Annotated in this window: 28 protein-coding genes and 1 pseudogene; 18 read left to right on the top strand and 11 right to left on the bottom strand. The window is 55.7% G+C overall.

Annotation, left to right across the window (positions count from 1 at the left end; translation table 11 throughout):
- Positions 1-138: 138 nt before the first annotated feature.
- Positions 139-435: pseudogene (locus AC13DE_RS06160) on the bottom strand (ATP-binding protein); the annotation flags it as partial.
- Entirely contained in the window at positions 425-1,957 is a 1,533-nt protein-coding gene (istA, locus tag AC13DE_RS06165; protein ID WP_483047379.1) for an IS21 family transposase, read from the bottom strand. The gene istA and the pseudogene AC13DE_RS06160, both read right to left, overlap by 11 nt.
- A 98-nt stretch (positions 1,958-2,055) precedes the next feature.
- Between istA and AC13DE_RS06170 the strand changes: the two genes are divergently transcribed.
- The 3 genes from AC13DE_RS06170 (at position 2,056) to AC13DE_RS06180 (ending at position 4,540) form a co-directional block, all read left to right on the top strand.
- The gene (locus tag AC13DE_RS06170; RefSeq protein WP_483047380.1) at positions 2,056-2,853 is read left to right on the top strand and encodes a hypothetical protein; all 798 of its coding nucleotides are present in this window, start codon (positions 2,056-2,058) and stop codon (positions 2,851-2,853) included.
- Positions 2,843-4,030 (top strand): GIY-YIG nuclease family protein, encoded by a 1,188-nt coding sequence (locus AC13DE_RS06175; RefSeq protein WP_335754792.1) that lies wholly within the window; start codon positions 2,843-2,845, stop codon positions 4,028-4,030. The genes AC13DE_RS06170 and AC13DE_RS06175 overlap by 11 nt, the downstream gene beginning before the upstream one ends.
- A gap of 354 nt (positions 4,031-4,384) precedes the next feature.
- Positions 4,385-4,540: a hypothetical protein gene (locus tag AC13DE_RS06180; protein ID WP_483047381.1), complete on the top strand. Its 156-nt coding sequence runs from the start codon at positions 4,385-4,387 to the stop codon at positions 4,538-4,540.
- A 1,226-nt stretch (positions 4,541-5,766) separates the two neighbouring features.
- On the opposite strand, the gene AC13DE_RS06185 is transcribed toward AC13DE_RS06180, so the two are convergent.
- Both AC13DE_RS06185 and AC13DE_RS06190 read right to left on the bottom strand, forming a co-directional pair.
- Positions 5,767-6,093 (bottom strand): YnfA family protein, encoded by a 327-nt coding sequence (locus AC13DE_RS06185; RefSeq protein ID WP_335754793.1) that lies wholly within the window; start codon positions 6,091-6,093, stop codon positions 5,767-5,769.
- A gap of 109 nt (positions 6,094-6,202) precedes the next feature.
- Entirely contained in the window at positions 6,203-6,622 is a 420-nt protein-coding gene (locus AC13DE_RS06190) for a MerR family transcriptional regulator (RefSeq protein WP_335754794.1), read from the bottom strand.
- A 70-nt stretch (positions 6,623-6,692) separates the two neighbouring features.
- Here AC13DE_RS06190 and AC13DE_RS06195 point away from each other — a divergent pair, with 70 nt between their 5' ends.
- From AC13DE_RS06195 to AC13DE_RS06230, 8 genes are read left to right on the top strand one after another with little or no spacing between them, the layout of a single operon-like run.
- Positions 6,693-7,100, top strand: coding sequence for a mercuric transporter MerT family protein (locus AC13DE_RS06195; protein WP_335754795.1), 408 nt, complete (start codon positions 6,693-6,695; stop codon positions 7,098-7,100).
- A gap of 15 nt (positions 7,101-7,115) precedes the next feature.
- Positions 7,116-7,421 carry a heavy-metal-associated domain-containing protein gene (locus AC13DE_RS06200; RefSeq protein ID WP_335754796.1) on the top strand — a complete coding sequence of 102 codons (306 nt, stop codon included), beginning with the start codon at positions 7,116-7,118 and terminating at the stop codon, positions 7,419-7,421.
- 17 nt (positions 7,422-7,438) lie between these two features.
- Positions 7,439-7,693, top strand: a complete 255-nt coding sequence (locus AC13DE_RS06205) for a hypothetical protein (protein ID WP_335754797.1) — start codon at positions 7,439-7,441, stop codon at positions 7,691-7,693.
- Complete coding sequence (gene merF / locus AC13DE_RS06210) at positions 7,642-8,076, top strand: mercury resistance system transport protein MerF (protein WP_335754798.1); 435 nt, start codon at positions 7,642-7,644, stop codon at positions 8,074-8,076. The genes AC13DE_RS06205 and merF overlap by 52 nt, the downstream gene beginning before the upstream one ends.
- Entirely contained in the window at positions 8,073-8,210 is a 138-nt protein-coding gene (locus tag AC13DE_RS06215) for a hypothetical protein (protein ID WP_335754799.1), read from the top strand. The genes merF and AC13DE_RS06215 overlap by 4 nt, the downstream gene beginning before the upstream one ends.
- Before the next feature lies 1 nt (position 8,211).
- Positions 8,212-9,642, top strand: a complete 1,431-nt coding sequence (gene merA / locus AC13DE_RS06220; RefSeq protein ID WP_335754800.1) for a mercury(II) reductase — start codon at positions 8,212-8,214, stop codon at positions 9,640-9,642.
- Positions 9,643-9,674: 32 nt separating this feature from the next.
- Positions 9,675-10,364, top strand: coding sequence for an organomercurial lyase (merB, locus tag AC13DE_RS06225; RefSeq protein WP_483047382.1), 690 nt, complete (start codon positions 9,675-9,677; stop codon positions 10,362-10,364).
- Between the two features lie 56 nt (positions 10,365-10,420).
- Complete coding sequence (locus AC13DE_RS06230; protein ID WP_335754802.1) at positions 10,421-11,779, top strand: dihydrolipoyl dehydrogenase family protein; 1,359 nt, start codon at positions 10,421-10,423, stop codon at positions 11,777-11,779.
- A gap of 314 nt (positions 11,780-12,093) precedes the next feature.
- Here AC13DE_RS06230 and AC13DE_RS06235 read toward each other — a convergent pair whose 3' ends face one another.
- Both AC13DE_RS06235 and AC13DE_RS06240 read right to left on the bottom strand, forming a co-directional pair.
- The gene (locus tag AC13DE_RS06235) at positions 12,094-12,678 is read right to left on the bottom strand and encodes a DUF433 domain-containing protein (RefSeq protein WP_335754803.1); all 585 of its coding nucleotides are present in this window, start codon (positions 12,676-12,678) and stop codon (positions 12,094-12,096) included.
- Positions 12,679-12,865: 187 nt separating this feature from the next.
- Entirely contained in the window at positions 12,866-13,417 is a 552-nt protein-coding gene (locus tag AC13DE_RS06240) for a hypothetical protein (protein WP_335754804.1), read from the bottom strand.
- A 291-nt stretch (positions 13,418-13,708) separates the two neighbouring features.
- On the opposite strand from AC13DE_RS06240, the gene AC13DE_RS06245 reads away from it, so the two are divergent.
- Positions 13,709-13,996, top strand: a complete 288-nt coding sequence (locus AC13DE_RS06245; protein WP_418896413.1) for a helix-turn-helix domain-containing protein — start codon at positions 13,709-13,711, stop codon at positions 13,994-13,996.
- A gap of 47 nt (positions 13,997-14,043) precedes the next feature.
- Here the strand turns inward: AC13DE_RS06245 and AC13DE_RS06250 are convergent, their stop codons facing one another.
- The gene (locus tag AC13DE_RS06250; protein WP_335754805.1) at positions 14,044-14,304 is read right to left on the bottom strand and encodes a pyocin activator PrtN family protein; all 261 of its coding nucleotides are present in this window, start codon (positions 14,302-14,304) and stop codon (positions 14,044-14,046) included.
- 145 nt (positions 14,305-14,449) lie between these two features.
- Positions 14,450-15,760, bottom strand: a complete 1,311-nt coding sequence (locus AC13DE_RS06255; protein WP_446297515.1) for a site-specific integrase — start codon at positions 15,758-15,760, stop codon at positions 14,450-14,452.
- A 256-nt stretch (positions 15,761-16,016) separates the two neighbouring features.
- On the opposite strand from AC13DE_RS06255, the gene dusA reads away from it, so the two are divergent.
- The 3 genes from dusA to AC13DE_RS06270 all read left to right on the top strand — a co-directional run bounded on the left by dusA (position 16,017) and on the right by AC13DE_RS06270 (position 18,388).
- Positions 16,017-17,030, top strand: a complete 1,014-nt coding sequence (gene dusA / locus AC13DE_RS06260; protein ID WP_446297516.1) for a tRNA dihydrouridine(20/20a) synthase DusA — start codon at positions 16,017-16,019, stop codon at positions 17,028-17,030.
- Between the two features lie 34 nt (positions 17,031-17,064).
- Entirely contained in the window at positions 17,065-17,886 is an 822-nt protein-coding gene (locus tag AC13DE_RS06265; RefSeq protein WP_483047383.1) for a sulfite exporter TauE/SafE family protein, read from the top strand.
- Positions 17,887-18,184: 298 nt separating this feature from the next.
- Positions 18,185-18,388, top strand: a complete 204-nt coding sequence (locus tag AC13DE_RS06270; RefSeq protein ID WP_483047384.1) for a hypothetical protein — start codon at positions 18,185-18,187, stop codon at positions 18,386-18,388.
- Between the two features lie 23 nt (positions 18,389-18,411).
- Here AC13DE_RS06270 and AC13DE_RS06275 read toward each other — a convergent pair whose 3' ends face one another.
- Genes AC13DE_RS06275 through ccmI form a run of 3 tightly spaced genes read right to left on the bottom strand, consistent with a single transcriptional unit; the run spans position 18,412 to position 20,370 of the window.
- Positions 18,412-18,651 carry a DUF1289 domain-containing protein gene (locus AC13DE_RS06275; RefSeq protein WP_446297518.1) on the bottom strand — a complete coding sequence of 80 codons (240 nt, stop codon included), beginning with the start codon at positions 18,649-18,651 and terminating at the stop codon, positions 18,412-18,414.
- A gap of 10 nt (positions 18,652-18,661) precedes the next feature.
- On the bottom strand, positions 18,662-19,147 hold the full coding sequence (gene ruvX, locus AC13DE_RS06280; RefSeq protein WP_446297519.1) for a Holliday junction resolvase RuvX: 486 nt from the start codon (positions 19,145-19,147) through the stop codon (positions 18,662-18,664).
- Positions 19,144-20,370 carry a c-type cytochrome biogenesis protein CcmI gene (gene ccmI / locus AC13DE_RS06285; RefSeq protein ID WP_446297554.1) on the bottom strand — a complete coding sequence of 409 codons (1,227 nt, stop codon included), beginning with the start codon at positions 20,368-20,370 and terminating at the stop codon, positions 19,144-19,146. Before ccmI ends, ruvX begins: the two co-directional genes overlap by 4 nt.
- Before the next feature lie 223 nt (positions 20,371-20,593).
- On the opposite strand from ccmI, the gene AC13DE_RS06290 reads away from it, so the two are divergent.
- The 3 genes from AC13DE_RS06290 (at position 20,594) to AC13DE_RS06300 (ending at position 22,637) form a co-directional block, all read left to right on the top strand.
- Complete coding sequence (locus AC13DE_RS06290; protein WP_483047385.1) at positions 20,594-21,838, top strand: sarcosine oxidase subunit beta family protein; 1,245 nt, start codon at positions 20,594-20,596, stop codon at positions 21,836-21,838.
- Positions 21,839-21,935: 97 nt separating this feature from the next.
- Complete coding sequence (locus AC13DE_RS06295) at positions 21,936-22,211, top strand: hypothetical protein (protein WP_483047386.1); 276 nt, start codon at positions 21,936-21,938, stop codon at positions 22,209-22,211.
- Between the two features lie 93 nt (positions 22,212-22,304).
- The gene (locus tag AC13DE_RS06300) at positions 22,305-22,637 is read left to right on the top strand and encodes a sarcosine oxidase subunit delta (protein WP_446313030.1); all 333 of its coding nucleotides are present in this window, start codon (positions 22,305-22,307) and stop codon (positions 22,635-22,637) included.
- The last annotated feature ends 62 nt before the right edge of the window (positions 22,638-22,699 follow it).

Raw genomic sequence — 22,699 nt, forward strand, 5'->3', positions numbered from 1 at the left:
TCATCTGACCAACGGCGGCGACGGCCAGTATCAGAGACCGACAAAACTTGAATGCGGGGGGTGTCTTCGTGTGCGTCCATAAGGACACTCGATAAACGATCTCACAGCCCAGCAGCCAGACGGCCCTCGGCGGAGGTTTACGAACTCACAGCGATGAAGCTGCCTTATAGTGGCCTCGTTGATCTCACTGGCCGCGAAGTCGAAGCCGGAGAGGTCCTTGTAAGCTGGGAAGCGGGCCGCCTTCATGTGATAGGCAATGGACCGGACCTCACGTTCTGCGACCTCAGCCTTCAGCAACTGGGCGAGCATAGGCACCGCGGCGTCGAATGCCGGTGCGCCTTGTTCCATCAGGTCGGTGACGGCCTGTGCCATGCCGTGCATCTTCAGGCTGCGCAGCATGATGATGATGGCGCCGCTGGCAGGATCATGACGCATGGCGGCCTCCTGCGCTCAGTGCACGCAGATCGTCATAGCGTTCGACATTGGCCTCTGGCTCGCTGCGCAGAGCAAGCGCTTGCGGTGTGTCGATGTTAGGCCCGCCGGTCGTCTTTCTGTCGATCAGCCGGTGCAGAAGATTCAGGATATGGGTTTTTGTGGCGACACCCTCGGCCAAGGCCATTTCCACGGCGACCAGCACAGCCTGTTCATCGTGATGCAGAACCAGCGCCAGGATATCGACCATTTCTCTATCACCGCCATGGCGGCGCAGCATGAGGTCTTGCAGCTCTTTGAAGGCCGGAGGGAATTCCGCAAAAGGCGCGCCGTTCCTGAGCGCCCCTGGTTTGCGCTGAAGGACCGCCAGATAATGCCGCCAATCGTAGATTGTCCGTGGTGGGAGTTGATGGCTTCGCTCAATCACCCGCACATGCTCGCACAGAATCTGACCCTCGGCAGCGACTACCAGCCTGTCCGGATAGACGCGCAGACTGACGGGGCGGTTCGCAAACGACGCCGGGACGCTATACCGATTGCGCTCGAAGCTAATCAGGCACGTTGGGGAGGCCCGTTTACTGTGCTCGACAAACCCATCGAAGGCGGGTGGCAACGGCATCAGCGCGGTCTGCTCTGCGGTCCAGACGTCAGCAACACTCCCGGGCAGTGCTGCATGCGGGATCTCGTTCCACAGCGCAACGCAGCGCTGTTCCAGCCAGTCGTTCAGCGCCGCAAGATCGGGAAAGCTCGGCATAGGTTGCCACAGACGGTGCCGAGAATCCTGCACGTTCTTCTCGATCTGCCCCTTCTCCCAGCCCGCCGCAGGATTGCAGAACGCAGGCTCGAACACATAATGGTTCGCCATCGCGAGGAAACGCATGTTGACTTGTCGCTCCTTCCCGCGACCGACGCGGTCGACCGCAGTGCGCATGTTATCGTAGATCCCGCGCTCCGGGATGCCGCCAAAGACACGGAATCCGTGCCAGTGGGCATCAAACAGCATCTCATGCGTTTGCAGCAGATAGGCCCGAACCAGAAACGCTCGGCTGTGCGACAGCTTGATGTGGGCGACTTGCAGCTTGGTGCGCTCGCCACCCAGAACGGCAAAATCCTCGCTCCAATCAAACTGGAAGGCCTCGCCCGGGCGAAACGACAGGGGCACGAAGGTGCCGCGCCCTGTCGTTTGCTGCTCCCGCTGCCGATCAACCCGCCAGTCACGCGCAAAAGCCGCGACCCGGCCATAGGACCCGTCAAAGCCGAGAACCACCAAATCTGCGTGCAACTGCTTCAGCGTTCGCCGCTGTTTGCGCGACTTGCCCGCCTCCGTCTTCATCCAACCGGCAAGCTTCTCAGCGAAAGGATCAAGCTTACTTTGACGCTCCGGGGTCATGAATTGCGGCTCTATCGTGCCCGCGTTCAGATATTTTGTAATCGTATTGCGCGACAAACCAGTGCGTCGCGAGATCTCACGGATCGATAGCTTCTCCCGCAAAGACATCCGTCGAATAATGTTCAAAAGTCCCATGTGTATCACTCCGCTGCTCCCCGTTGCGCATCGCGCTGGGGAAAGGGTCACATGGCTCAAATCTCAGTGGAAATTTTCCGTCTATCCGGTTCACTTCTGTGTGGAAATCTACAGAGCAGGTGCTGACACCCAAGTTCGAGTTCAAGCCCAAGGTTGCCACCAATACGGCGCAGGAGGGTTTTGACTACGGTGAGGGGGGCTTCGATCCGGAAAAGTGCAATGTCGGTTTCAACGAGGACAGCGGCAAGTTCCAGATAGAGATCAAGGGTCTGACCCAACCCAAGAGCCCGGAGGCCAGCCGGATCTGCGAGAACGATCTGAACGAGGTCATCACGGCCTTTGTCCAGGATAAGACCACCATAGAGCGCGGGCTGTTTGATGAAGAGCTTGTACCGGAAGAACTCACCCAAGTCCGGATGGGCAAAATCGTGCAATCCAAATTTCCCGAACTTGATGCGGAGGATCAAGAGGCCGTGCGGCAACATGCTGTCGCGGCGCTGAATTTCACGCAACAAGCCAAAAAGACCTTGCTGGGTGATGACACAGAAGCGCAGGCCAGCACCGCCTTTGTGACTGGGGTCCGGCAGTTCGCAATGAATGTCCGCGATCTTGATATCGACCTCATCGATCGTATCAACCCCTTCAGCGAGGCCTATGCGATCCTGGCTAAGACCATGAGTGAAGATAGCCTCAAACAGGTCGCTGCTGTTATCGAGGCCAAGAAGATCAAGCTTACCCCAGAGGAGGCCCGGGATCTCGCCAAGCGGGCCTTGAAGTTTAAGCAAGAACGGGGCGTTTTGCCGTCAATGACCTCTTCGGACGCGTGGGAAAAGAAAATGGCTGAAGGTGTCGCATATCTGGCGCGGATGAAGCAGGAGGCGATGAATGCCCAGTGATTTCACAGATGACGATGATGCTCTTCTTGCTGAGCTCGGCGTTGAGATCGAGCAGAAGAAACGGGTCAAAAGAACGCCGCGTGAAGAGCGCATCATCGCGGGGTTTGAGGATGTCCAGAAGTTCGTCACAGATCATGAGCGCTTGCCTGGGCATTCACCAGGTGGGGATATCTTCGAGCGACTATACGCAGTCAGGTTAGACCGCCTGCGTGAGTTGTCGGAAGCACGTGATCTCCTTGAACCTCTTGATCATCAGGGGCTGCTGAGCGCGCCCCCTGCTATGGACCAGAGCGATGATATGGACGACGACGCCTTGCTCGCGGAACTTGGTGTGGACATCGCCCCATCAACAATAACCGAGCTCAAGCATGTCCGCTCCGCGTCGGAAAAGAAGGCTGCAGAGAATGTTGCCAATCGTGCGGAATGCAAAGATTTTGACGAGTTCCAGCCTTTATTCGAAATGGTTCAGCGTGATTTGGACAGTGGTCAAAGGGAGACCCGCCCATTTGAGCTGAAAGCTGAAATCGAGCCCGGACGGTTCTTCATTGTCCACGGACAGAAAGCCTATGTTGCCGACATGGGCGAGGTGACCCTCACCGATCAAGGTCGAACGGATGCCCGGCTACGGGTTGTCTTTGACAATGGTACCGAAAGCAAAATGCTTATGCGTTCTTTGCAACGTGCGTTGAACAGCGATGAAGCAGGCCGGCGCATCACAGAACCCCTGGCTGGCCCCCTGTTCTCTGACGCTCCCGAGGAAGGGGACGATACCACCGGCGCAATCTACGTGCTGCGCAGTAGGTCAAACAATCCGACCGTTGCTGCGAACCGTGATTTAGTGCACAAGATTGGCGTCACGACAATGAGCGTCGAAAAACGGATCGCGGGAGCACATTTGCAGCCAACATTTCTGATGGCACCGGTCGACATCGTGGCAACATACGAGCTTTACAACATCAACCAAACCAGGCTCGAAAACCTGATCCACCGGATATTTGACAGTGCACGGCTCGACATTCAAATCGAAGACCGATTTGGCCGCCCTGTTGTTCCACGAGAATGGTTCCTGGTGCCACTCTTCGCAATCGATGAAGCCGTTCAGAAGATCAAGGACGGTACGATCACCCAGTTTGTGTATGACCCTCAGCAAGCAAAGCTTGTACTACGGCCCTCGTGAGCGGTCCCTTGGAACAGTAGAGAGCATGACCTGGGGACCTTGGACCGAAGACCAAAGTTACAGAAAAAAATTCAGATTTGTCTGTAACTGAGTAGGAAATCACCCAAGTCCGCTGCTGGTAGTCTGACATCCGATCTATTTTAGAGTTTATTCTGTTGCCTGCTCCTGACCTTTAAGGAAATCAGTCATGGTAAAACAGCCTTGTGACTTTATAGGTGTGGCAGGGGAAACCTGCATTCAGTGCGCGCCCTAAACGCTTGTTTCCCCCGAAAGCCTCCGGCCGGTTCGACTTCGCCACGGTATGAGGCACGAGGCCCCGAACTTGCTTCGCCCCGAAAGGGAAAAAGCACTCGCATGGTCGCAAAAAGCGACATTGGTGTTTTCAAGCAAGATCCCGAGTTGTCACACTGCTGCGCGCCGCAACGCTTCAACCCAGATTCCCGCCTGGCGGATGCATCTGCTGAACACAAAAAGTATATGAAGTTCTTTTCCAAAAAGCCAAAATGGTGAGCGCAATTTTTATTCAGCCGCCTCTTTCTAATAGATTCATGATTCCTCTTGATTCAGGGGCTGAATAGGTATTTGAAATCATAACCTTACAGGGGACGCGACGCAGAAATTCCCCGTTGCGACGCAGAAACCCCCCACAATGACGCAAAAAACCCCCGATTCGACGCAGAAATTCCCCGCAATGACGCAAAAACTCCCCGGTGTCTTTGCGTGAGAAGCTTTGAAATTGTTTTAGGGTATTTCTTAATGCGGCTGTAAGGCACTATATCATTCAGATGAATGGGGGCTCGAAACGCAGCGGAACTGAGTATCATCGATCGGACAGAGGGATTCAATACGTCGGCAGTTCCCGGATCTGTGCTTTATTCATTTGCAAGTTGTTTGGTCCCTTGCCTTCGAGTGTCAGTATGCCCCGGTATGCTGCGTTCCATACTGGTATAGAGCCGAGAATACTGAAGAATACCGCGTTTGGCCACGACTGCGCCAAGCCAACCATGATCGGTTTTTCAAGACAAGGGGGAACCGCTGCCAAGCTTTTATACCGTGTGAAGACCCCATCGGCCGGCAGCTCCTGGAAACACTGACTATTGCGCGCTGAGTGTCAGGCGCTGAAGCCTGTCTGAAACGATTGGGAAGCTCTGTCTTCGCATCCGTAAATCCCATTTCCATCCAAAGTCTTTCGACACCATTTACCTGTGAAACAAGCGAATGCACTCCGAGCCATTCACACGACGTCTGTTGAATGGATGGAGCGGCATGACCCGATCAGGACAATAGATTTTCCCAATTATCCACCAAACGAAGCCGGGGCCAAACGCGCTGACCGCATGTGACATCCTGTAAAGGACCGCAATGCGGACCTTCCTGCCGTTCGCTGCAATCGCTCGATCTGTTCCGCAGGAGCGAGAGGTCTTGTTGTAAGGGCGGATTGCCGACATTCGCTGCACCTACGCGGTAAGATTAGGTCAAAGGCGACAGCCGACATTCAAGCGGTAATGGATCGGAGATCCTTTCTGCGGTGCGTAAGGCAGCTCCGAGCCCAAATTTCTACATGCTGCAGAACACTTAAATGGCAGCTTTCGAGGTCAGTGAGTGAAACTGGCAGTCACCGCAATTTTAGTTCCAGCTTTCAATACGAAGCTTTCTGATCAGTTGAATCGTTAAGCCAGGTAAGTAGACAAGTTGGCGCAGTGTTTGAATCTGCTTAAGTTGCCACAGGAGAATCCTCACATACTGCGCGGAGCCCAAAGGATTACGCTTGCACCGGCAAGGCAAATGATGGCTCCTATGACGTCCCACTGGTCAGGCCTATGACCCTCGACAACCCAGAGCCAGAGCAGGGACGAAACAATGTATACCCCACCATAAATGGCATAGGCGCGTCCTGCCTGATCGGCGGGACTGAAGGTCAACAGCCAGGCGAATGCCCCGAGAAGCAACATCCCCGGCATCAACCAGAACACGCTTTTGTCCAATCGAAACCAAGCCCAGAAGGCGAAACATCCTGCAATTTCGGCCAGCGCCGCTAAGAAGTAAATTAGAACCGTCTGCATTTATAATTTATCCGTTTCACAGAGTGGTCGATCAATTTGCGCTCACTCATCCGCTAATAACGGATCGCTTCCGGTCAACCACTCTGTTGTCTCACAATCGCTCTTCCATCTATGTTTCGAGAAGCGCGTCGATGACAGCACATTCCGGGGCAGCATCACCGGTGCAGCGCGCAACGGTCACTGACAGGACGTGCTCGATCCGCTTCAGATCGGCGATCTTCTCCTGCACATCCTGAAGATGGCTCTCGGCAACAGTTTGAACCTGGGCACAGGTCTGGGTCCGATCATCGACCAATCCCAACAATCCCCTGATCTCCTCCAATGAAAAGCCAAGATCGCGGGAGCGCATGATGAACTTCAACCGTCTGACATGGGCATCATCATAGCATCGGTACCCCTTTGCGCTGCGTGGCGGGTCCGGCATGATGCCAACCGTTTCATAATAGCGGATGGTTTCAAGGTTACAGCCCGTTGCTCTGGCGACGTCAACGCGCCGCAACGATGTCACGCTTATGTTATCCCCTTTCATGAGAAACTCCTTGAGCCTGTACTTCCTACAGACCGTAGAACGGTGGAAAGAATAGGACAAGGGCGATTCGATGGACCAAGCTATTTCTGACCAGACATCCGATCAACCGCGCCAGGCCGGCGATGATGCCACGAAAGGCTGGGGTGCTACCGGATTTGGCGTTCTCGGTGCGCTGGCGATGACATCGTGCTGTATCCTGCCGCTTGTGCTGGTGAGTTTCGGCGTGACTGGCGTCTTCATCGCGCAGCTCGGGGCGCTCTATGCCTATAAATGGTACACGTTCGCGCTGAGTGCCGTGTTCCTCGGATACGGATTCTATAAGGCCTACAAGCCGGTGGACCCGGAAGCCTGCGCCGATGGCACTTGTGCCCGCCCGATCAACCGGACGGGGATGCGGGTGACACTTTGGGCCGCAGCCGCCATCGTCGCCGTGGCGATGGCCTTTCCCTACATCACACCCTTCATTCTCAAATTCTGAGCAAGGAACAAACTCATGAAACACATACTGTTATCGTCAGCGCTGGCCATTGCTGCGTTTGTCCCAGCGGCTTTTGCCGAGGAGCGCACAATCGAGATCGCGGTCAGTGAGCTGACCTGTCCCTCTTGTTCGTTCATCGTTGCCAGTTCGATGCGCGGCGTCCCATCGGTCCAGATTAATGATTTCGTTGACGGTCCCGAGTTTGGACAGGGCATTTACGGTGTTACCTTTGATGATGCTGAAACCAGCGTGGAAGACATCATCAAGGCTGTGGCGGCAAATGGCTATCCCGCCCAGGCTCTGCCCGACACTGCGTCCTAAACACGGGGAACTTTGCAATGGGTGACAACTTGATGGGCGGGCTACTGGCCTTCGGAGTTGCGGCTCCGGTCGTGATCGTGTGCTGCGGTGGCGGCACAGCTCTGCTTGCTGCGGCTTTCGGCGGTCTCGGAACGTGGCTGTCGGGGCTTGGCTGGATAGTCGTTGCACTGGTGGCGGCGCTCGCCTTCCTTGTTGTTCGTGAATTTCGCCGGTCCGCCAATTGCCGCACCTCGATCTCCAATCATTCTCCAGAAAGAAAGAGCGCTTTTTGACCCAGAACATTAAAAACCCTGACCGCATGTTGAAGTGGGGGCTGGGCGGTGCAGTCTTTGCGGCCCTGTGCTGCTTCACCCCCCTCTTGGTCGTCGTTGTAGCCGGTGTCGGCCTGTCGGCTTTGACCGGCTGGCTTGATTACGCGCTGTTTCCCCTCCTTTTCTTTTGTCTCGCCGTTGTGTCGCAGGCGCTTTGGTTGCGTGCGGGCAAGCCGGGCCCGGCTCCAAAAATCTGGGCCTCTGCGATTGCCGCTGCTCTGTCGATCCTCATCATCTGGATCGAGTTCCGCTTTGCTCTGCGCATCACGGTCGGCGCTTTTGTAGCTGTCGGGGTCTACGCCCTTTTCATCAATAAAATGAAATCAAAAGGAGCGACGCAATGATGATGGGATCTTGCACTGCGATCGGCATGTTATTTGGAATTCTTGGCATACTGACGCCGCTTATAGCCATCGGTGCGATCATCTATTTGGTTGTGGCCAAACGAAAAAATCCTGATCTGCACGAGGTACGCTGAAATGAAAGATATCAACATGAATGACCACGGTAACGGAAGCTATGATCTGATTGTCATCGGCGCAGGCTCGGCGGGTTTCTCCGCATCCATTACAGCCTCCGATGCTGGCAAGCGTGTCGCACTGGTCGGGCATGGCACCATCGGAGGTACTTGCGTGAACTTCGGGTGCGTGCCGTCCAAGGCGATGATCCGCGCGGCTGAGGCGATCCACGGCGCACAGGCGGCCAAGCGGTTCCCCGGTGTATCAGGACAGGCCCAAGTTGATGACTGGCGCACCTTGGTGGAGTCCAAGGGCGACTTGGTCGCAAACATGCGGCAGAAGAAGTACGCAGACCTGTTACCTGAGTATCCGGGCGTCGATTACATCGACGCTGGCCCGGCAAAACTGGTCAAGGGCGGCGTAATGATTGGAAGCCGCACCCTGACTGCGCCCAAGATTATTATCGCGACGGGCGGCCACTCTATCTTGCCAACCATTGACGGTGTTGCGGGTGTAGGTGCGTTGGACAGCAAGAGCATGCTTGAGCTCAAAACCTTGCCCGAAAGCCTGATCTTCATTGGGGCGGGGTATATTGGTGCGGAGCTGGCGCAAATGATGAGCCGGATGGGCGTAAAGGTTACGGTCGTCGCGCGCTCGCATCTGTTGCCGGGTGCCGAACCGGAAGTGTCTGAGGCTTTGGCAGATGCTTTCATGGCCGAGGGGATCACCCTGCTGACCGGGCTGAGCTACGAAAGTGTGCGCCGTGATGCGGCGGGCGTAACCTTGCGTGTGATGCAGAGCGGCGAGCCTGTCGAGGTCACCGCGGATCATCTTGTCTCCACCGCTGGCAGACGCGCCAATACCGAAGGAATGGGCTTGGAAGAGGTCGGCGTAGAAACCGACGCGCGTGGGTCCATCGTCATCGGCGACGACATGCAGACGTCAGTGCCCGGCATCTATGCGGCGGGCGACGTGACCGACCGCGATCAGTTCGTCTATATGGCAGCCTACGGGGCAAAGTTGGCTGTGAAAAACGCCGTTCTGGGCGATGATCAACGCTATGACAACGCCGCTATGCCCTGGGTCGTGTTCTCCGATCCGCAGGTTGCCGGTGTCGGCCTCAGCGAACAACAGGCGCGGGACGCAGGGTTCGACGTGAAGACATCGGTTGTTCCGCTTGATCAGGTGCCGCGCGCTTTGGCTGCCCGCGACACACGTGGTTTGATCAAGCTTGTGGCTGATCGGGCTACAGATAAGCTGCTGGGTGGCCAGATCATCGCGCCCGAAGGCTCTGACACGATCCAGACGCTGGTCATGGCCTTAAAGTTTGGCATGACGACCAAAGACCTCGGCGCAACGATCTTTCCGTATCTGACCACCGTAGAAGGCCTGAAGCTCGCGGCCCAGACCTTCGATATGGATGTCGCAAAACTCAGCTGTTGCGCAGGGTAATGGAGAAAATGATGACCAAAGAACCTCATTCCATGAGTTTGGATATGTCAGTTGTGACCGATCCTGATGTTACACACGCCCTGCCGCAGTTGCTGACCGACTGGCGCGCGCGCAAGCAATGGGACACAATGTCCGTGCCAGCACGTGACCTGCATCTGGCGATCCTGAAGGCATTTTTGAACCACGGCCAACCGCCAAAGGTTGACCCGCAAGACAAGGCTCTGCTTGACGACCTTGAGGCGCGGGATCTGATCGTCATGGACGGTGAAACCATCCAGCACGCCTATCCTTTCTCCAACAGTGACATGCCGCATAGCGTGACAATAGCCGGCATAACCAATCATACGGTCTGCGCGATCGATGCGTTTGGCGCATCTGCGATGGTGGGCCTCTCAGGGGAGGTTTGGTTCGACTGCGGCGCGTGCGGCGATTGCGTTTCGGTCAAGATCGGGGATCAGGGGCTGACCCTGTTGGAGGCCGAACCGCAAGATGCCCGGATCTGGGCGGGTATAGTTGAGGATGGCGGATGTGCAGCCTCCAATCAGTGTCAGTCAATGATCGGGTTTTGCAATGAAGCTCACCTTGAGTGCTGGCGAAGCCAACAGACTGGCGACACGGTTGGTTTTTCGTTCAGTGCGGCTCAGGCGCTGCAAGCGGGCTCAGCGACATTCCGACCGTTCATGGCAAGAGATGCTCAGTCGATACTGCAGCCAAGCGAATAAGACGCCTGTCGTGTTGCGCAAACACATGAGGCCCCCCTTAGCGAAAGAGACTAACCATGAATAATTCAGATGAATACGATTTGATCGTCATCGGCGCGGGCATGGCCGGCGTTGCAGCCGCCAATAAATGTGGAGCAGCAGGCTGGCGTGTAGCTATTGTGGATGCATTGCCCTACGGCGGGACATGCGCCTTGCGGGGCTGTGATCCCAAGAAAATCCTGCGGCGTGGCGCTGAAATCGTCGATGCCGCGCGGCTTATGGGCGGCAAAGGGATCGATCCGGACGGGCTGAAGATTAACTGGTCGGATTTGATGGCCCACAAGCGCGGATTTACCGATCCAGTTCCAGATAAGATGGAGAAAGGTCTGACCGGAAACGGTGTCGAGACGCTGCACGGTGCCGCGCGGTTTACCGGTGCCAACACGCTCGAAGTTGACGGGCATCTCTATCAGTCAAAACGTTTCCTTGTCGCCGCTGGTGCAATACCGCGACCGGTCAACTTCACCGGTGCCAATCTGATGATCGACAGCACGGGCTTTCTCAACCTCGAAGCCTTGCCCAAACGTATCCTGTTTGTCGGCGGCGGCTTCGTATCTTTCGAGTTTGCACATATCGCCGCACGCGCTGGGGTCGATCCTGTCATCATAGATCGCGGTGCCCGCCCGCTAAACGCTTTTGACCCCGATCTGGTCGAAATGCTCATCGCGCGCAGTGCCGCTGTCGGTGTGGACTTGCGGCGCCAAACCGAGATCGTCTCGATCACAGCATCTGATGCGGGCTTTGCCGTTGAAGTGAAAACAGGCGACCAAACGACGACCATCGAGACAGATCTGGTCGTGCATGGCGCGGGTCGCATCGCCGCCCTTGCAGACCTGAACCTTGAGGCCGCTGACGTCTCTTATGGCGACAAGGGCATTATCGTGGCCTCGCATCTGCAAAGTACGACGAACGACGCCGTGTTTGCCGCCGGAGATTCCGCCGACACGAAGGGCATGCCACTGACGCCCGTTGCCGTAATCGAGGGCAAGGTCGCCGCATCGAACATGCTCAAGGAGCAGAAGATCGTGCCGGACTATTCGGGCATTCCAACGGCAGTGTTTACGGTGCCCGAACTTGCCCGCGTCGGCATGTTAGAGGCCGAGGCCAAAGCGGCCGGTCACGATGTCGACGTCCGATTCACCGACACAGGCGGCTGGTATTCGAACTACCGGATCGGTGAAGCATCAGCGGCCGCGAAGATCTTGGTGGACAAGTCGGACGGTAGGATCTTGGGCGCACACCTATTTGGACCGGAATATGGCGAGTTGATCAACTTTTTCGGGCTGGCGATAAAACTGGGGCTGACTGCAAAACAGCTCAAATCGACAACGGCTGCCTATCCCAGCGTTGGATCAGATTTAGGATCACTTATTTGAACTGGGATGGGATAACCGTCGCGCACCTTGAAGGCCGCACATTCGTGCATTGATTCCCCAAAGCGGATCTTGGCATCTGGAAGGCCGAGGTCAGTTTTTTCGGCTGACCGACGTTTCAATTAATACAATGCTGCACGATGAATGAATGCGCGCAATGATGAGCTGCACCGCAGCATCTTGAAGCCATGTCCAAGGTCCGCAAAAGGCCGTCTGCGGCACAGGATACTATGCTGCAACTGCGAAGAGCTTCATGTTCAGCGCGGGCAAGAAGGGCTCGAAGCTGCCGTTGAGGCTCCGCCGACCTTATGGCCAGGTCAGGCCCCATTTGCGTAGAGCTTTGCATGCTCAAGAAGCGTGCGCGTGAGGATGGGAAATTTTTCAAGGATATAATGGTCAGCCTCAGCCTTGCAAAGGTCGACCATTTCATAAACCCCAATTCTGGTTCCCCTTATCACTGGCAGGCCATCCCGGGTTCTTGGGTCAGAGATCACCTCAGACTCAGCGGCGGCCAGGGCGGCCATCTTAGATATGGCTTGTGAGATCGACGACGGGAGGTCGATGCGCATCGCTCCTATCTCAAAGACCTCGTTGGGCACACTTCCTCGCAGAATCTTGGCAATTTGTTGGATCATCCGACGTCGCATATGAATGCTAAGAAGCGGACCCGTGGTAGCATCGAAATACGCCATTGGACAAGTAATGTGCCTCGTCATGGACCGCGCACTTGGTGTTGAGGTGCCCTTGGACCGGTGAAATGCCGACTTTGGCAGGGTGCCATTTTTGACCACACATATCATGGTGTCGCGTGATACCCCAATGACTGCTGCAGTCTCATCGACCGCAACCGGGCGAAGCATGGCTTGGGGCAATTCCGAGAAGTTTAGATAGTCTGACGACATGGAGAAGCCTTTCGGGTCGTGCGATAGATATGCATCTCACGTTGCCGAACGGTAAACGGATTACACCGGAAAAAGGGTATTCTGGGCGCGCGCGAAGACTAAGATACTGCGACAAAGCCGGAAAGTTGGCAATTTAAGGTCTGAGGGTACAGAGTATCCCGCAGGCATGTGTAAGTCTTACCATAGGTCACGGATTAGGGGGGGTATCTTCCAGTGTAGAACGCTTGTTTTCCTCCCTGAGCGCCGCCTCCCATCCGGATGCAAGCCGCGCACTGTCAGGGCCTGCACGACCCGGTTCCGCCTGTCCTGATAGCGTCTCTTTGATAATACGAAGCCCGTCATCGGAGAAGTTCTCTATGCTGGCTTCGTCAAATGAAGTGACTGGCTGCGTGTGTACCAAATGTGCCGTTTGAAGCAGTTTAGCGAGCCAGTGCTGTATGTAGTCTGGCTGATCGGACACGACTGTACGACCAGCGATGTGCGGGATGAGTGTCAGGGCAACTTGCGTGGCTTCTGGGGCGTCTTGGAGATCCTTTACAGACAATCTGTGTGTCGCAGAATAAAACATGTTGAAGTCCTGTTTGTTCCAGCTGGCTGCAGGTTTGATTAGTGAAGACCAGGTATTCGGTTTGCTTTGCTCAAACCTTGTAATGCCGGCTTCGATTGGCCAACTTTCGATCCACAGGCTGGAAGCTTCAAAATCCAGGATCACGTAGTTGTCTAAAAAATGGTTTGTCATGTGCACGCCTGCGATGTTGGAATCTGAAACGACGGTGAAAAATTATCACTTCTGACATCATGCTGTCGTCGCTCCGAAAATACGATTCTCGGCATGGATCCCTCGATATTTTCCCTACCTACACTTTCGCTATCTGAGGCTGTCAGAAGTCGCCCTTTATGGCGATAGCAACTGTGCAGCGGCCATCGGGCACTTGGGTAACCATAATTGTAATTGCGCACCTAATGCTCCCATTTTGGGAGCAGTGAGTAGCATAGGCTAAGTGGTTGTGTCTATAGCGAAAGGGGCGTCATGGCCGGGGCACAACACACCAAAGAATATAAGGCGGTTGTGACGGCTCTTGTCAAATTGCGGTCGGAGCGGGGATTGTCACAGACAGACCTTGCCCAGCTGTTGGGGCGCCACCGGTCATACGTCGCAAAGGTGGAAATTTGTGAGCGTCGTCTTGATATTGTCGAGTTTTGTAAATGGGTGAATGCGCTCAGCTTTGACCCAGCAGAATTTATTCGGATCCATCTTTTAGGGCTTTTAAGCAAGGGTACTGACGGGAGCCATGGTCCGGGAAGGCCCGTCACGTGACATTGACCTCTGCTCCAATACCAAATTCCGCGGTAAATAGCCGCCGGTCACCCCTGATCCCATTTTCTGAAGAACTCATCGCTGGCAGCGCGGTGATGCTCATCGAGTAGCTTAGCTACGTCGATCAACATCACAAGGCGGGCAGCTTTCTGACTTCTGTCGAGACGAAAAAAGGGAAGGCGGACGTCGCCGGCTTCTACCTTCTTGGCTAAGGTATCAGGTTCATAGCCCCAATACGGCGCTGCTGCTTCCAATGGGATCATCGGGATGCCGCCAAAATGTGCCAAGAGCATTTCGAATGTTGTCATTTTCGCCTCCAATTGTTCTCTTTGAAGGAGGTGGGAACGTTCTTCTGTGAGCGGAAAGGTTATCAGGGGAAAAGGTTTGTCAGTGGTCGATAATTTTACTTGAGGCCGACGCGAAGACGGCGCCGACCCCAAAATAACAAGGGCCTTAATTGGTGTTCCAGTAGCTAATCACCCAATCCAGCCAGTGCCAGTTTTCGAATTTGTCACCGGCTCTTTGTACGTTGACATAGCGATCCAAGCATTGTCGTGACTGATGTCCCGACGTCTTCATAACGAAGTGATCTCGTTCACCTTTCTCGAACAGCAGGCTAATCCCCTCATGGCGCAAGTCATGAAACCGAAGATCTTCAATTTCGACCAATTTCCGGTGACGACGAAACGCGGTTCCTGCAGATCTTGGGTTGTACGGGAAGATGAACTCTGACGTCCTCGGCATGGACAGGATGATTTTTAACGCTTCAGGGGGCAAATTCACGGTGACATTATTACCTTTCTTTTTGCGCGGATGCTTCATCTCGCGGACCAAAATTGTACTCTCGGAAACATTCAGGTCGCTCCAGCGAAGCCTACAAATTTCGCTAAGGCGTCGACACGAGTAAATTGCGAAAACGCTGATAGTAATCACAGGAATCTTTTGCCGCTTGTTGGCAAGCACAGCATTGAATATTTGATCCAGCTCTTCCAAAGATGGTCGGCGTTCACGTTCTTCAGAGCGGGCAAGAATTTCATCTTCCCATAGTATCTCCATCGCCTGAACAATGACGTTATATGGTACATCTGCTTTACGCTTTGCTGCCCATTTTAGTGAAGAGGCCAGCATGCTCATGTAACTGGCGGCAGTCTGAGGAAGCATACCTGTGTCGAGAAGATCATCGGCCATGGCCATGAACCAATCAATGTCGATAGTGGATGCTGATACTTGGCAACGATCATGTTGGATCAGCAATTCCAAGGTTTGGATGGCCGACCGCTCCATCGACCGACCGTTTTCTATTTTTCGCTGCAATAGTCCGGAAACAAGGACTTGGTTTGTTTCATCTTTATTCGTTTTGGGAACCATCTCTCCTAATTGAATTTTGGCCAGTGTGTCGTCACGCCATTTTTTGGCTTCAACAAGAGTTGAAAAAGTCTTGCTCGCGCTGACTGACCCTTGATCCGTTCTCCGTCGAATTTGCACGCAGTATCGCGTCGATCCGCCTTTGGGACACCGGGCAGAAATAAATGGTTCCGTAGAGCAATCTGCCAGCTTGGGAGCCTTCGTGACTGACCCCAGACCTTCCTTTTTGCTTTTGGCAATTGAGCGGGTGGGTGAGGTGACTGGTTTAGAGCCTTTCATACTCATTGGTGCGCTTCTGCGGGACGAAGTTGCTGGGGGCGTGAAAGGTGAGCCGACAGAGCGATTGCGCGAGATGCTTTCGAGAAGGCTTGCGGAACTATGTTGAAAAGGTTGAGACATGATTTTCTTCCTTGATCTATTATTAGTAGCTTGCGCCGGTTTGTTCCGGCCGGAAGTCCCATGATTAAATTTCTTGAAAGCCGGACCGGAAAATTGGGGAGATGACGTCCCTGGTGGGCCCCTCACTTGGGGATGCAGACCACATACAAAGCTGCTATTCGGTAGCAAGCGTTCTCGGGAAACCCACGGAAACCACCGGAAATCGGGGTGAATCACAGGAAATGCGTCAAAGTAACGAAACCACGGAATTCCTGTTATGTCTTTGAATTCAAATGTAGAATTAGCCGCTCGGCTCAGTATTGCACCCATGATGGATTGGACGGACCGTCATTGCCGTTATCTGCACCGCCTTCTGAGCGGGCAGACATTGTTATATACGGAAATGGTCACGTCGCCCGCGCTGGTGCGCGGGGGGGCATTGCATCTGCTGGACCATCACCCCTCGGAGCATCCGGTGGCGCTTCAGCTTGGTGGCTCCGATCCTGCCGAACTGGCCGAAGCCGCGCGGATCGGGGCTGAGGCCGGTTATGATGAAATAAACCTAAACGTCGGGTGTCCGTCGGATCGGGTGCAGTCAGGTCGCTTTGGCGCGGTTCTCATGGAACATCCGGCGTTGGTTGCCAGTTGTGTGGCAGCGATGCGCCGTGCCGTAGATGTTGAGGTTACGGTGAAGTGCCGCATTGGCGTCGATGATCAGGACCCTCAGGTCGCTCTCCCCGAGTTCTTGGCGCACATCGTCGGCGCTGGTTGCGAACGTGTAACCGTTCACGCCCGCAAGGCTTGGCTGCAAGGGCTTAGCCCCAAAGAAAACCGTGATATCCCGCCACTGGATTACGAGATCGTCAAGCAGATGAAAGGGCTTTTTCCGAACCTGCACATCTCGATCAACGGCGGTATTACATCGCTTGACCAGGCAAACGCGTTTCTGGATGCGGGTTTGGACGGCGTGATGATCGGACGCAGCGCCTATCACAATCCGGCAGACATTCTTAGTCAGGCGGATCGGCGCGTTTTCGGCACCGGTAACGATACAACCCCCGAAGCCGCCGTAGAACTAATGCTTCCCTATGTGGATGCGCATATCGAAGGCGGCGGCCGCCTGAACCAGATCACCCGGCATATGATGGGCTTGTTCGCAGGTCGCCCCGGCGCCCGTATCTGGCGGCGTTTGTTGTCCGAACAGGCTTCAGCCCCGAGCGCGGACCGGCAGGTTCTGCTGGATGCTCTTGATGCAATGCAAACACTGGCAGCGGCCCAAGAAGCCGTATAGCAATGCGTCAACCATACCTACGGAGCAGATAAAGATGCCGGATACCACCCTCCTGATCGAGATGATCATCCTTATCATGGTCATCGGTGCCTTTGCTGGCGTTCTGGCAGGCCTGTTGGGAGTAGGGGGCGGCATTGTTCTGGTTCCTGCATTCTTTTACGCGTTCCAGACCCTCGGCTATGGCGGGCCTGAGCTGATGCAGATTTGTCTGGCGACTTCGCTGGCCACGATCATCGTGACGTCGCTGCGGTCGGTGCACAGTCATAACAAGAAGGGGGCCGTAGATTGGGCGATCCTGCGGACATGGGCACCTGGAATCGTGATCGGGGCCATCATTGGCATGCTGGTCGTCGCCCAGTTGCGAACCGCTGTATTGCAGGGGATTTTTGGCGGATTGGCGCTGGTCGTGGGCACCTATATGGCGGTTGGCAAGGCGTCGTGGCGGCTTGGCCCAATGATGCCACAAGGGGGGGGGCGTGCTGTTCTATCCCCAGCGGTCGGGTTCTTGTCAGTGTTAATGGGCATCGGTGGCGGCAGTTTCGGAGTACCGTTGATGAGCCTGTTCAACGTGCCGATCCACCGCGCTGTCGCGACGGCTGCTGGTTTTGGTGTGTTGATCGCAGTACCGTCGGTCATCGGTTTTCTGTTGGTTGATACGCCTGACAACAGCCCGCTGCTGACTGTGGGAGCGGTGAACCTGCCAACCTTCGTCATTGTCATCGCGATGACGTTGCTCACCGCACCGTTGGGTGTGAAACTGGCGCACTCAATGGACCCCAAACCGTTGAAGCGGGTCTTTGCCGTGTTCCTCATCCTGGTCGCCTTGAACATGCTGCGCAAATCGTTGGGTTACTGAGGGTGTCGCGCTAGACAGCACACCTTTTCACCAGCAACTCGGCCTTCGCATAGCGCTAGGCGAATTCCGGCCATCGCCGCTTGATGACCTGCGGCATCGGCGGGAACCTCTGTTGCGCTCGCACGTATAAGATGTAGCATTATAGAAACAATTGCATGGGATTGGTTCGCAATGGGGCAGCAAAACCTCTGTCTTGCCGCAATCCTGCCTTAACTTAAGGGTTATATAACAAAATCGGAGCCATAATACCGGGACAGAATCGAGAGAATCACCCCGGCTTCATATGAGAGATACAGAAATGGCAGTTGAGTTTGAAAAATACAGAAACAACGTCTTCACTTTGACGGCGGCTCGGCCCGGGTCGCGTTATTGGACAGCAGGTCAGCATTTCGGCGCAATTGATTCCAAGCCTTCCGATAACGATAATTTTGGTCCCGTCCATCATGAGGGTGCCCAAACCAGCGATCACTTACTTGAATTTCTATACGGGATGGCCCGCTAAAACGGACAGGCCCGTAAACCTGATCAATCCTGCTGTCTTTTCAGCCGCGCCGCCCGACCACCGCGCCGTACCGGCTGTATTGCGGCCCGTGCCGGCAGTTCTGCCAAAACTGTACGGCGCTCTTGGGCTGTCATCCGCGACCACGCGCTGATTTCGTCGATGGACCGAAAGCAACCGGTGCACAGCCGTGTCGCGGGGTGCACCACGCACAGTTTTATGCAGGGGCTTTCGACCTCATCTCGCTGCCACACTTCGTCGCTCATGTTGATCGCCTCATTCCGCACCCGCTTTCGCCCGGATGAACCGCACCCGATCTAACGCTCCCTGAAGGATATACCCTGCCGCTACATGGTCGATCACTTCTGCACGACGTTTGCGTGACGTATCCGCCTCCAGCAGGGCCCGCTCGGCCGCCACGGTGCTAAGCCGCTCATCCCAATAACTGATGGGTATGGTGCCAAGGCGGTCAAAGTTTCGCGCAAACGCGCGTGTCGACTGGCAGCGGGCACCTTCGGAGCCGTCCATATTGCGCGGCAGGCCCAAAATCACCCCGCCGATACGCCGGGCTGCAATGATTTCCGAGAGGCGCGCTGCGTCGATCCCGAACTTCTTGCGTCGTATGGTTTCAAGGGGGGTCGCAATCGATAAAAAACTATCACTAACCGCCACGCCGATGGTCTTTTCCCCCAGGTCCAGCCCTATCAGGGCATGCATCGGGGTCAGCGATGCTTCGAAATCGGCGATGTCTTCGTAGATCATTCCTTGACCCCGGCGCGTTCTCCCGCGCGATTGATATCGTCCATCGCCGCGGGATCGTTGGCGAATACCTCGCGTGCGTTTTCAAAGATGGCACGGGCGCGTTTGGTTTCGCCCAACACACCCAGTGACGAAATCAAGCGCGCCCAGTCTTCCACCGGCCCGCCTTCGGTCGCCAACCGTTGAGAAAGCCCGTCGACCATCGTACTGATCATTTCCATCCGCTCAGCCGGTGTCATGTCTTTTGCGGCCTCGACGTCTTCTGATGACGGGCCACGCAAGGCTCCGCTACCAACCACTGGCGGAGTGTAATCGACCCCGGCCAATTCGGCCACGGGGCCGATCTGGGCTTGGATAGGCGCAATCCAGGGCGCATCTTCCGGGCCACGGCGCAAAAGACCGTCCCACATGCGAAATGCCAAATCGGGTCGACCTGTCTGGATCAACATCAAACCCCAGTAATATCGCGCTGTTCCGTTTTCGACGTCACGCTTCAGCACGGCACGTAACACCGCCTCGGCCTCAGGTGATACATAGCCACCCGCCGCCATCACCAACAGTTCGGCATAGCCCGAGACATCCTCCAGCGTCGCGTCGGCCCCCTTGAGGCGAACCACTGTGCTTTGGGCTTTTGCCGCCGCGATATAGTTTCCGACCCGCGCCTCGTTCTGGGCAAGAAGAACGTGCCCCTGGATATCATCTGGGCGGCTGGCAACTGTTGTGCGCAACTGTTTCAGCAAGGATGCATAATCGGGGCTAAGGTCGGGTGCGACTTCGGGAACAGGCAACTCTGCCTCGGCCTGCGCTTGGCTGGGGCGGGTCTGGCGCAGTTCCTCGGCAAAGGCGATCCGGTCCTTGAGCGCGAGATCGCCATACCCCGGTGCCCCGAGCTTTAGGTAAAGCGCCGCCGTCCCCCCCATCAGCACCACGATCATCACCGCGATCATCAATTTGGACGGTCCGCGCTCTGGTGCTACCTTTGGGTCTTGCGACGTATCTGCCGCCAGTATCCGACGCGAAACCTCGGTTCTGACCCGCGCAGCATCTGACGCTGACAAGACGCCACGGCTCACATCGCGCTCGACTTCGGCCAATTGATCGCGATAGACCTTCAGGCCCTGATCGACTTGGCCGTCGGTGGTCGAAGGTACGCCACGGCGCACGGCACGCATCAGCATAAGGGTTACCAGGGCTGCGCCTGTGACGGCAATGATCCAAAAGCTCATATAGTCTAGGTCCAATCATTATTCTTTCCGTATATCTAAACGCTGCGGGCCGGTGACAAAAGGGGCCATATTGCTGCACCTGGGCGTGGTTTTTGCTAGATTGCGATTGATGTCGTAAAACTGATAAGGAATGCCGCGCCGGGTATCCTCTTTTTCGCCCGCTCACCCAGAAAGAACCCAAGCGCGACGGTCGTTGCGCGAATCCATGCCGGGAACCGCTTTTATGAAGAAATACTCAGCCTTTGCCGTCGCTCGCGAAGCGATCCGCCATCACACCGGGTGGCAGCGGGCCTGGCGCGATGCGCAACCCAAAAAGCGGTACGATGTCATTATCATCGGGGCAGGGGGGCATGGTCTGGCTACTGCCTATTATCTGGGTAAAAACTTTGGCATCACCAATGTCGCAATCCTCGAAAAAGGCTGGCTTGGCGGGGGCAATACCGGCCGCAACACCACGATCATCAGATCGAATTACCTGCAGGACCCATCTGCCGCGATCTATGAAAAGGCGCGGTCGCTCTATGAAACCATGAGCCAGGACTTGAACTACAACGTCATGTTTTCGCCCCGCGGTGTGATCATGCTGGCGCAGACCCATCACGAGGTGCGTGGTTATCAGCGCACCGCCCACGCCAATGCGTTACAGGGCGTGCAGACCGAATTCATCGGCCCCGAGAAGGTCAAGCAGCTCGTCCCGATCATCAATATCGACGGGCCACGCTATCCGGTTCTGGGCGGCCTGTGGCAGCAACGCGGAGGAACAGCGCGCCATGATGCAGTGGCATGGGGCTACGCGCGGGCCTGTTCCGACATGGGCATGGACGTGATCCAGAAATGCGAGGTCACAGGGATACGTCAGGATAACGGCAAGGTGACCGGCGTCACGACCAACCGCGGCGATATCGATTGTGACAAGCTGGGTATAGTGGTTGCGGGGCATTCGGGACATCTCGCCGACATGGCGGGCTTTCGGTTGCCGATCGAATCCGTTGCCCTTCAGGCGCTGGTGTCCGAGCCGATCAAACCGTGCATGGATGTCGTGGTCATGGCCAATACCGTGCACGGATACATGAGCCAGTCGGACAAGGGCGAAATGGTCATCGGCGGCGGTACCGACGGCTATAACAACTACACACAGCGCGGGGCTTTTCACCACATCGAAGAAACCGTCCGCGCCTTGGTCGAAACCTTTCCCATGGTATCGCGCCTCAAGATGTTGCGCCAATGGGGCGGTATCGTCGATGTAACGGGTGACCGCTCTCCGATCCTGTCAAAAACGCCCGTCGACGGGGTTTTCGTCAATTGTGGCTGGGGTACGGGAGGGTTCAAGGCGATCCCGGGATCAGGCTGGGCAATGGCCGAACTAATCGCAAAAGGCCGCTCTCCGCTTGCCGATGCCTTTGGGTTGAACCGCTTCCAAGAGGGGCGCTTCATCGACGAAAGTGTCGCGGCAGGAGTGGCACATTGAATATTTCACCGAAACAGGCGGCATCCCCCCCCCGCAGGAACCTTTCTGCTGTTCAAACTGTTGCACCTTCATACGAACGAAACGAAGGAGCAACACAATGGCTACGCCAGAACACCACCAACCGCCTAACAAAACGATCAACAAAACCAGCGGCACGGGATCGGGTATCATTATCGGGATACTTGTCATCTTGGTCATTGGCTTCGGCTTTTATTTCTTCTCGGGCAGCGACCCAGTCGGCGGCCCCAGCGACGTCAACGTCACCGTCGAGGGCGCGGCAGATCCAGCGGGCAACCCTGCACCCGCACCCGCACCTGCGGCCCCTGCCGATCAACCCGCAACGGGTACAACCAACCAGCCTTCTGGCAACTAAAACGCTGCGCAGAACTGTTTTATCGATCAAGGCCAGCCTCATCGCGGGGGCTGGCCTTTCTGCGTTTTCGATACCCTTCAAAAGGAACGTCGCATGCTGATCCTGACATGCCCGAATTGCGGTGTCACAGCCGAGGAAACCGAATTTCACGCCGGCGGAGAAGCTCACCTGAAGCGGTTTGGCCCCGGCGCAACGGACGCGGAATTCGAAAGCTATCTTTTCATGCGCGAAAATCCAAAGGGGGTGCACTTTGAAAGATGGCGCCACGTCTACGGGTGCGGTAAATGGTTTCACGCCGCCCGAGACACCGTAACCCTTGAGGTTTTCGGTACTTACACGGCGCAGACCAGCACCATACCTCAAGACATCCTCGACAAGGTTCGTGATCGTCGCCCGAACTGGCAGGGTCAGGGTGCCCCTCGATGACACACCGTTCAATTTCATTTTGCCTGAAAACTCCCGCCGGAGGCATCAATGCTCTCCGCAAA

The sequence above is a fragment of the Sulfitobacter sp. L-8 genome (assembly GCF_056859255.1).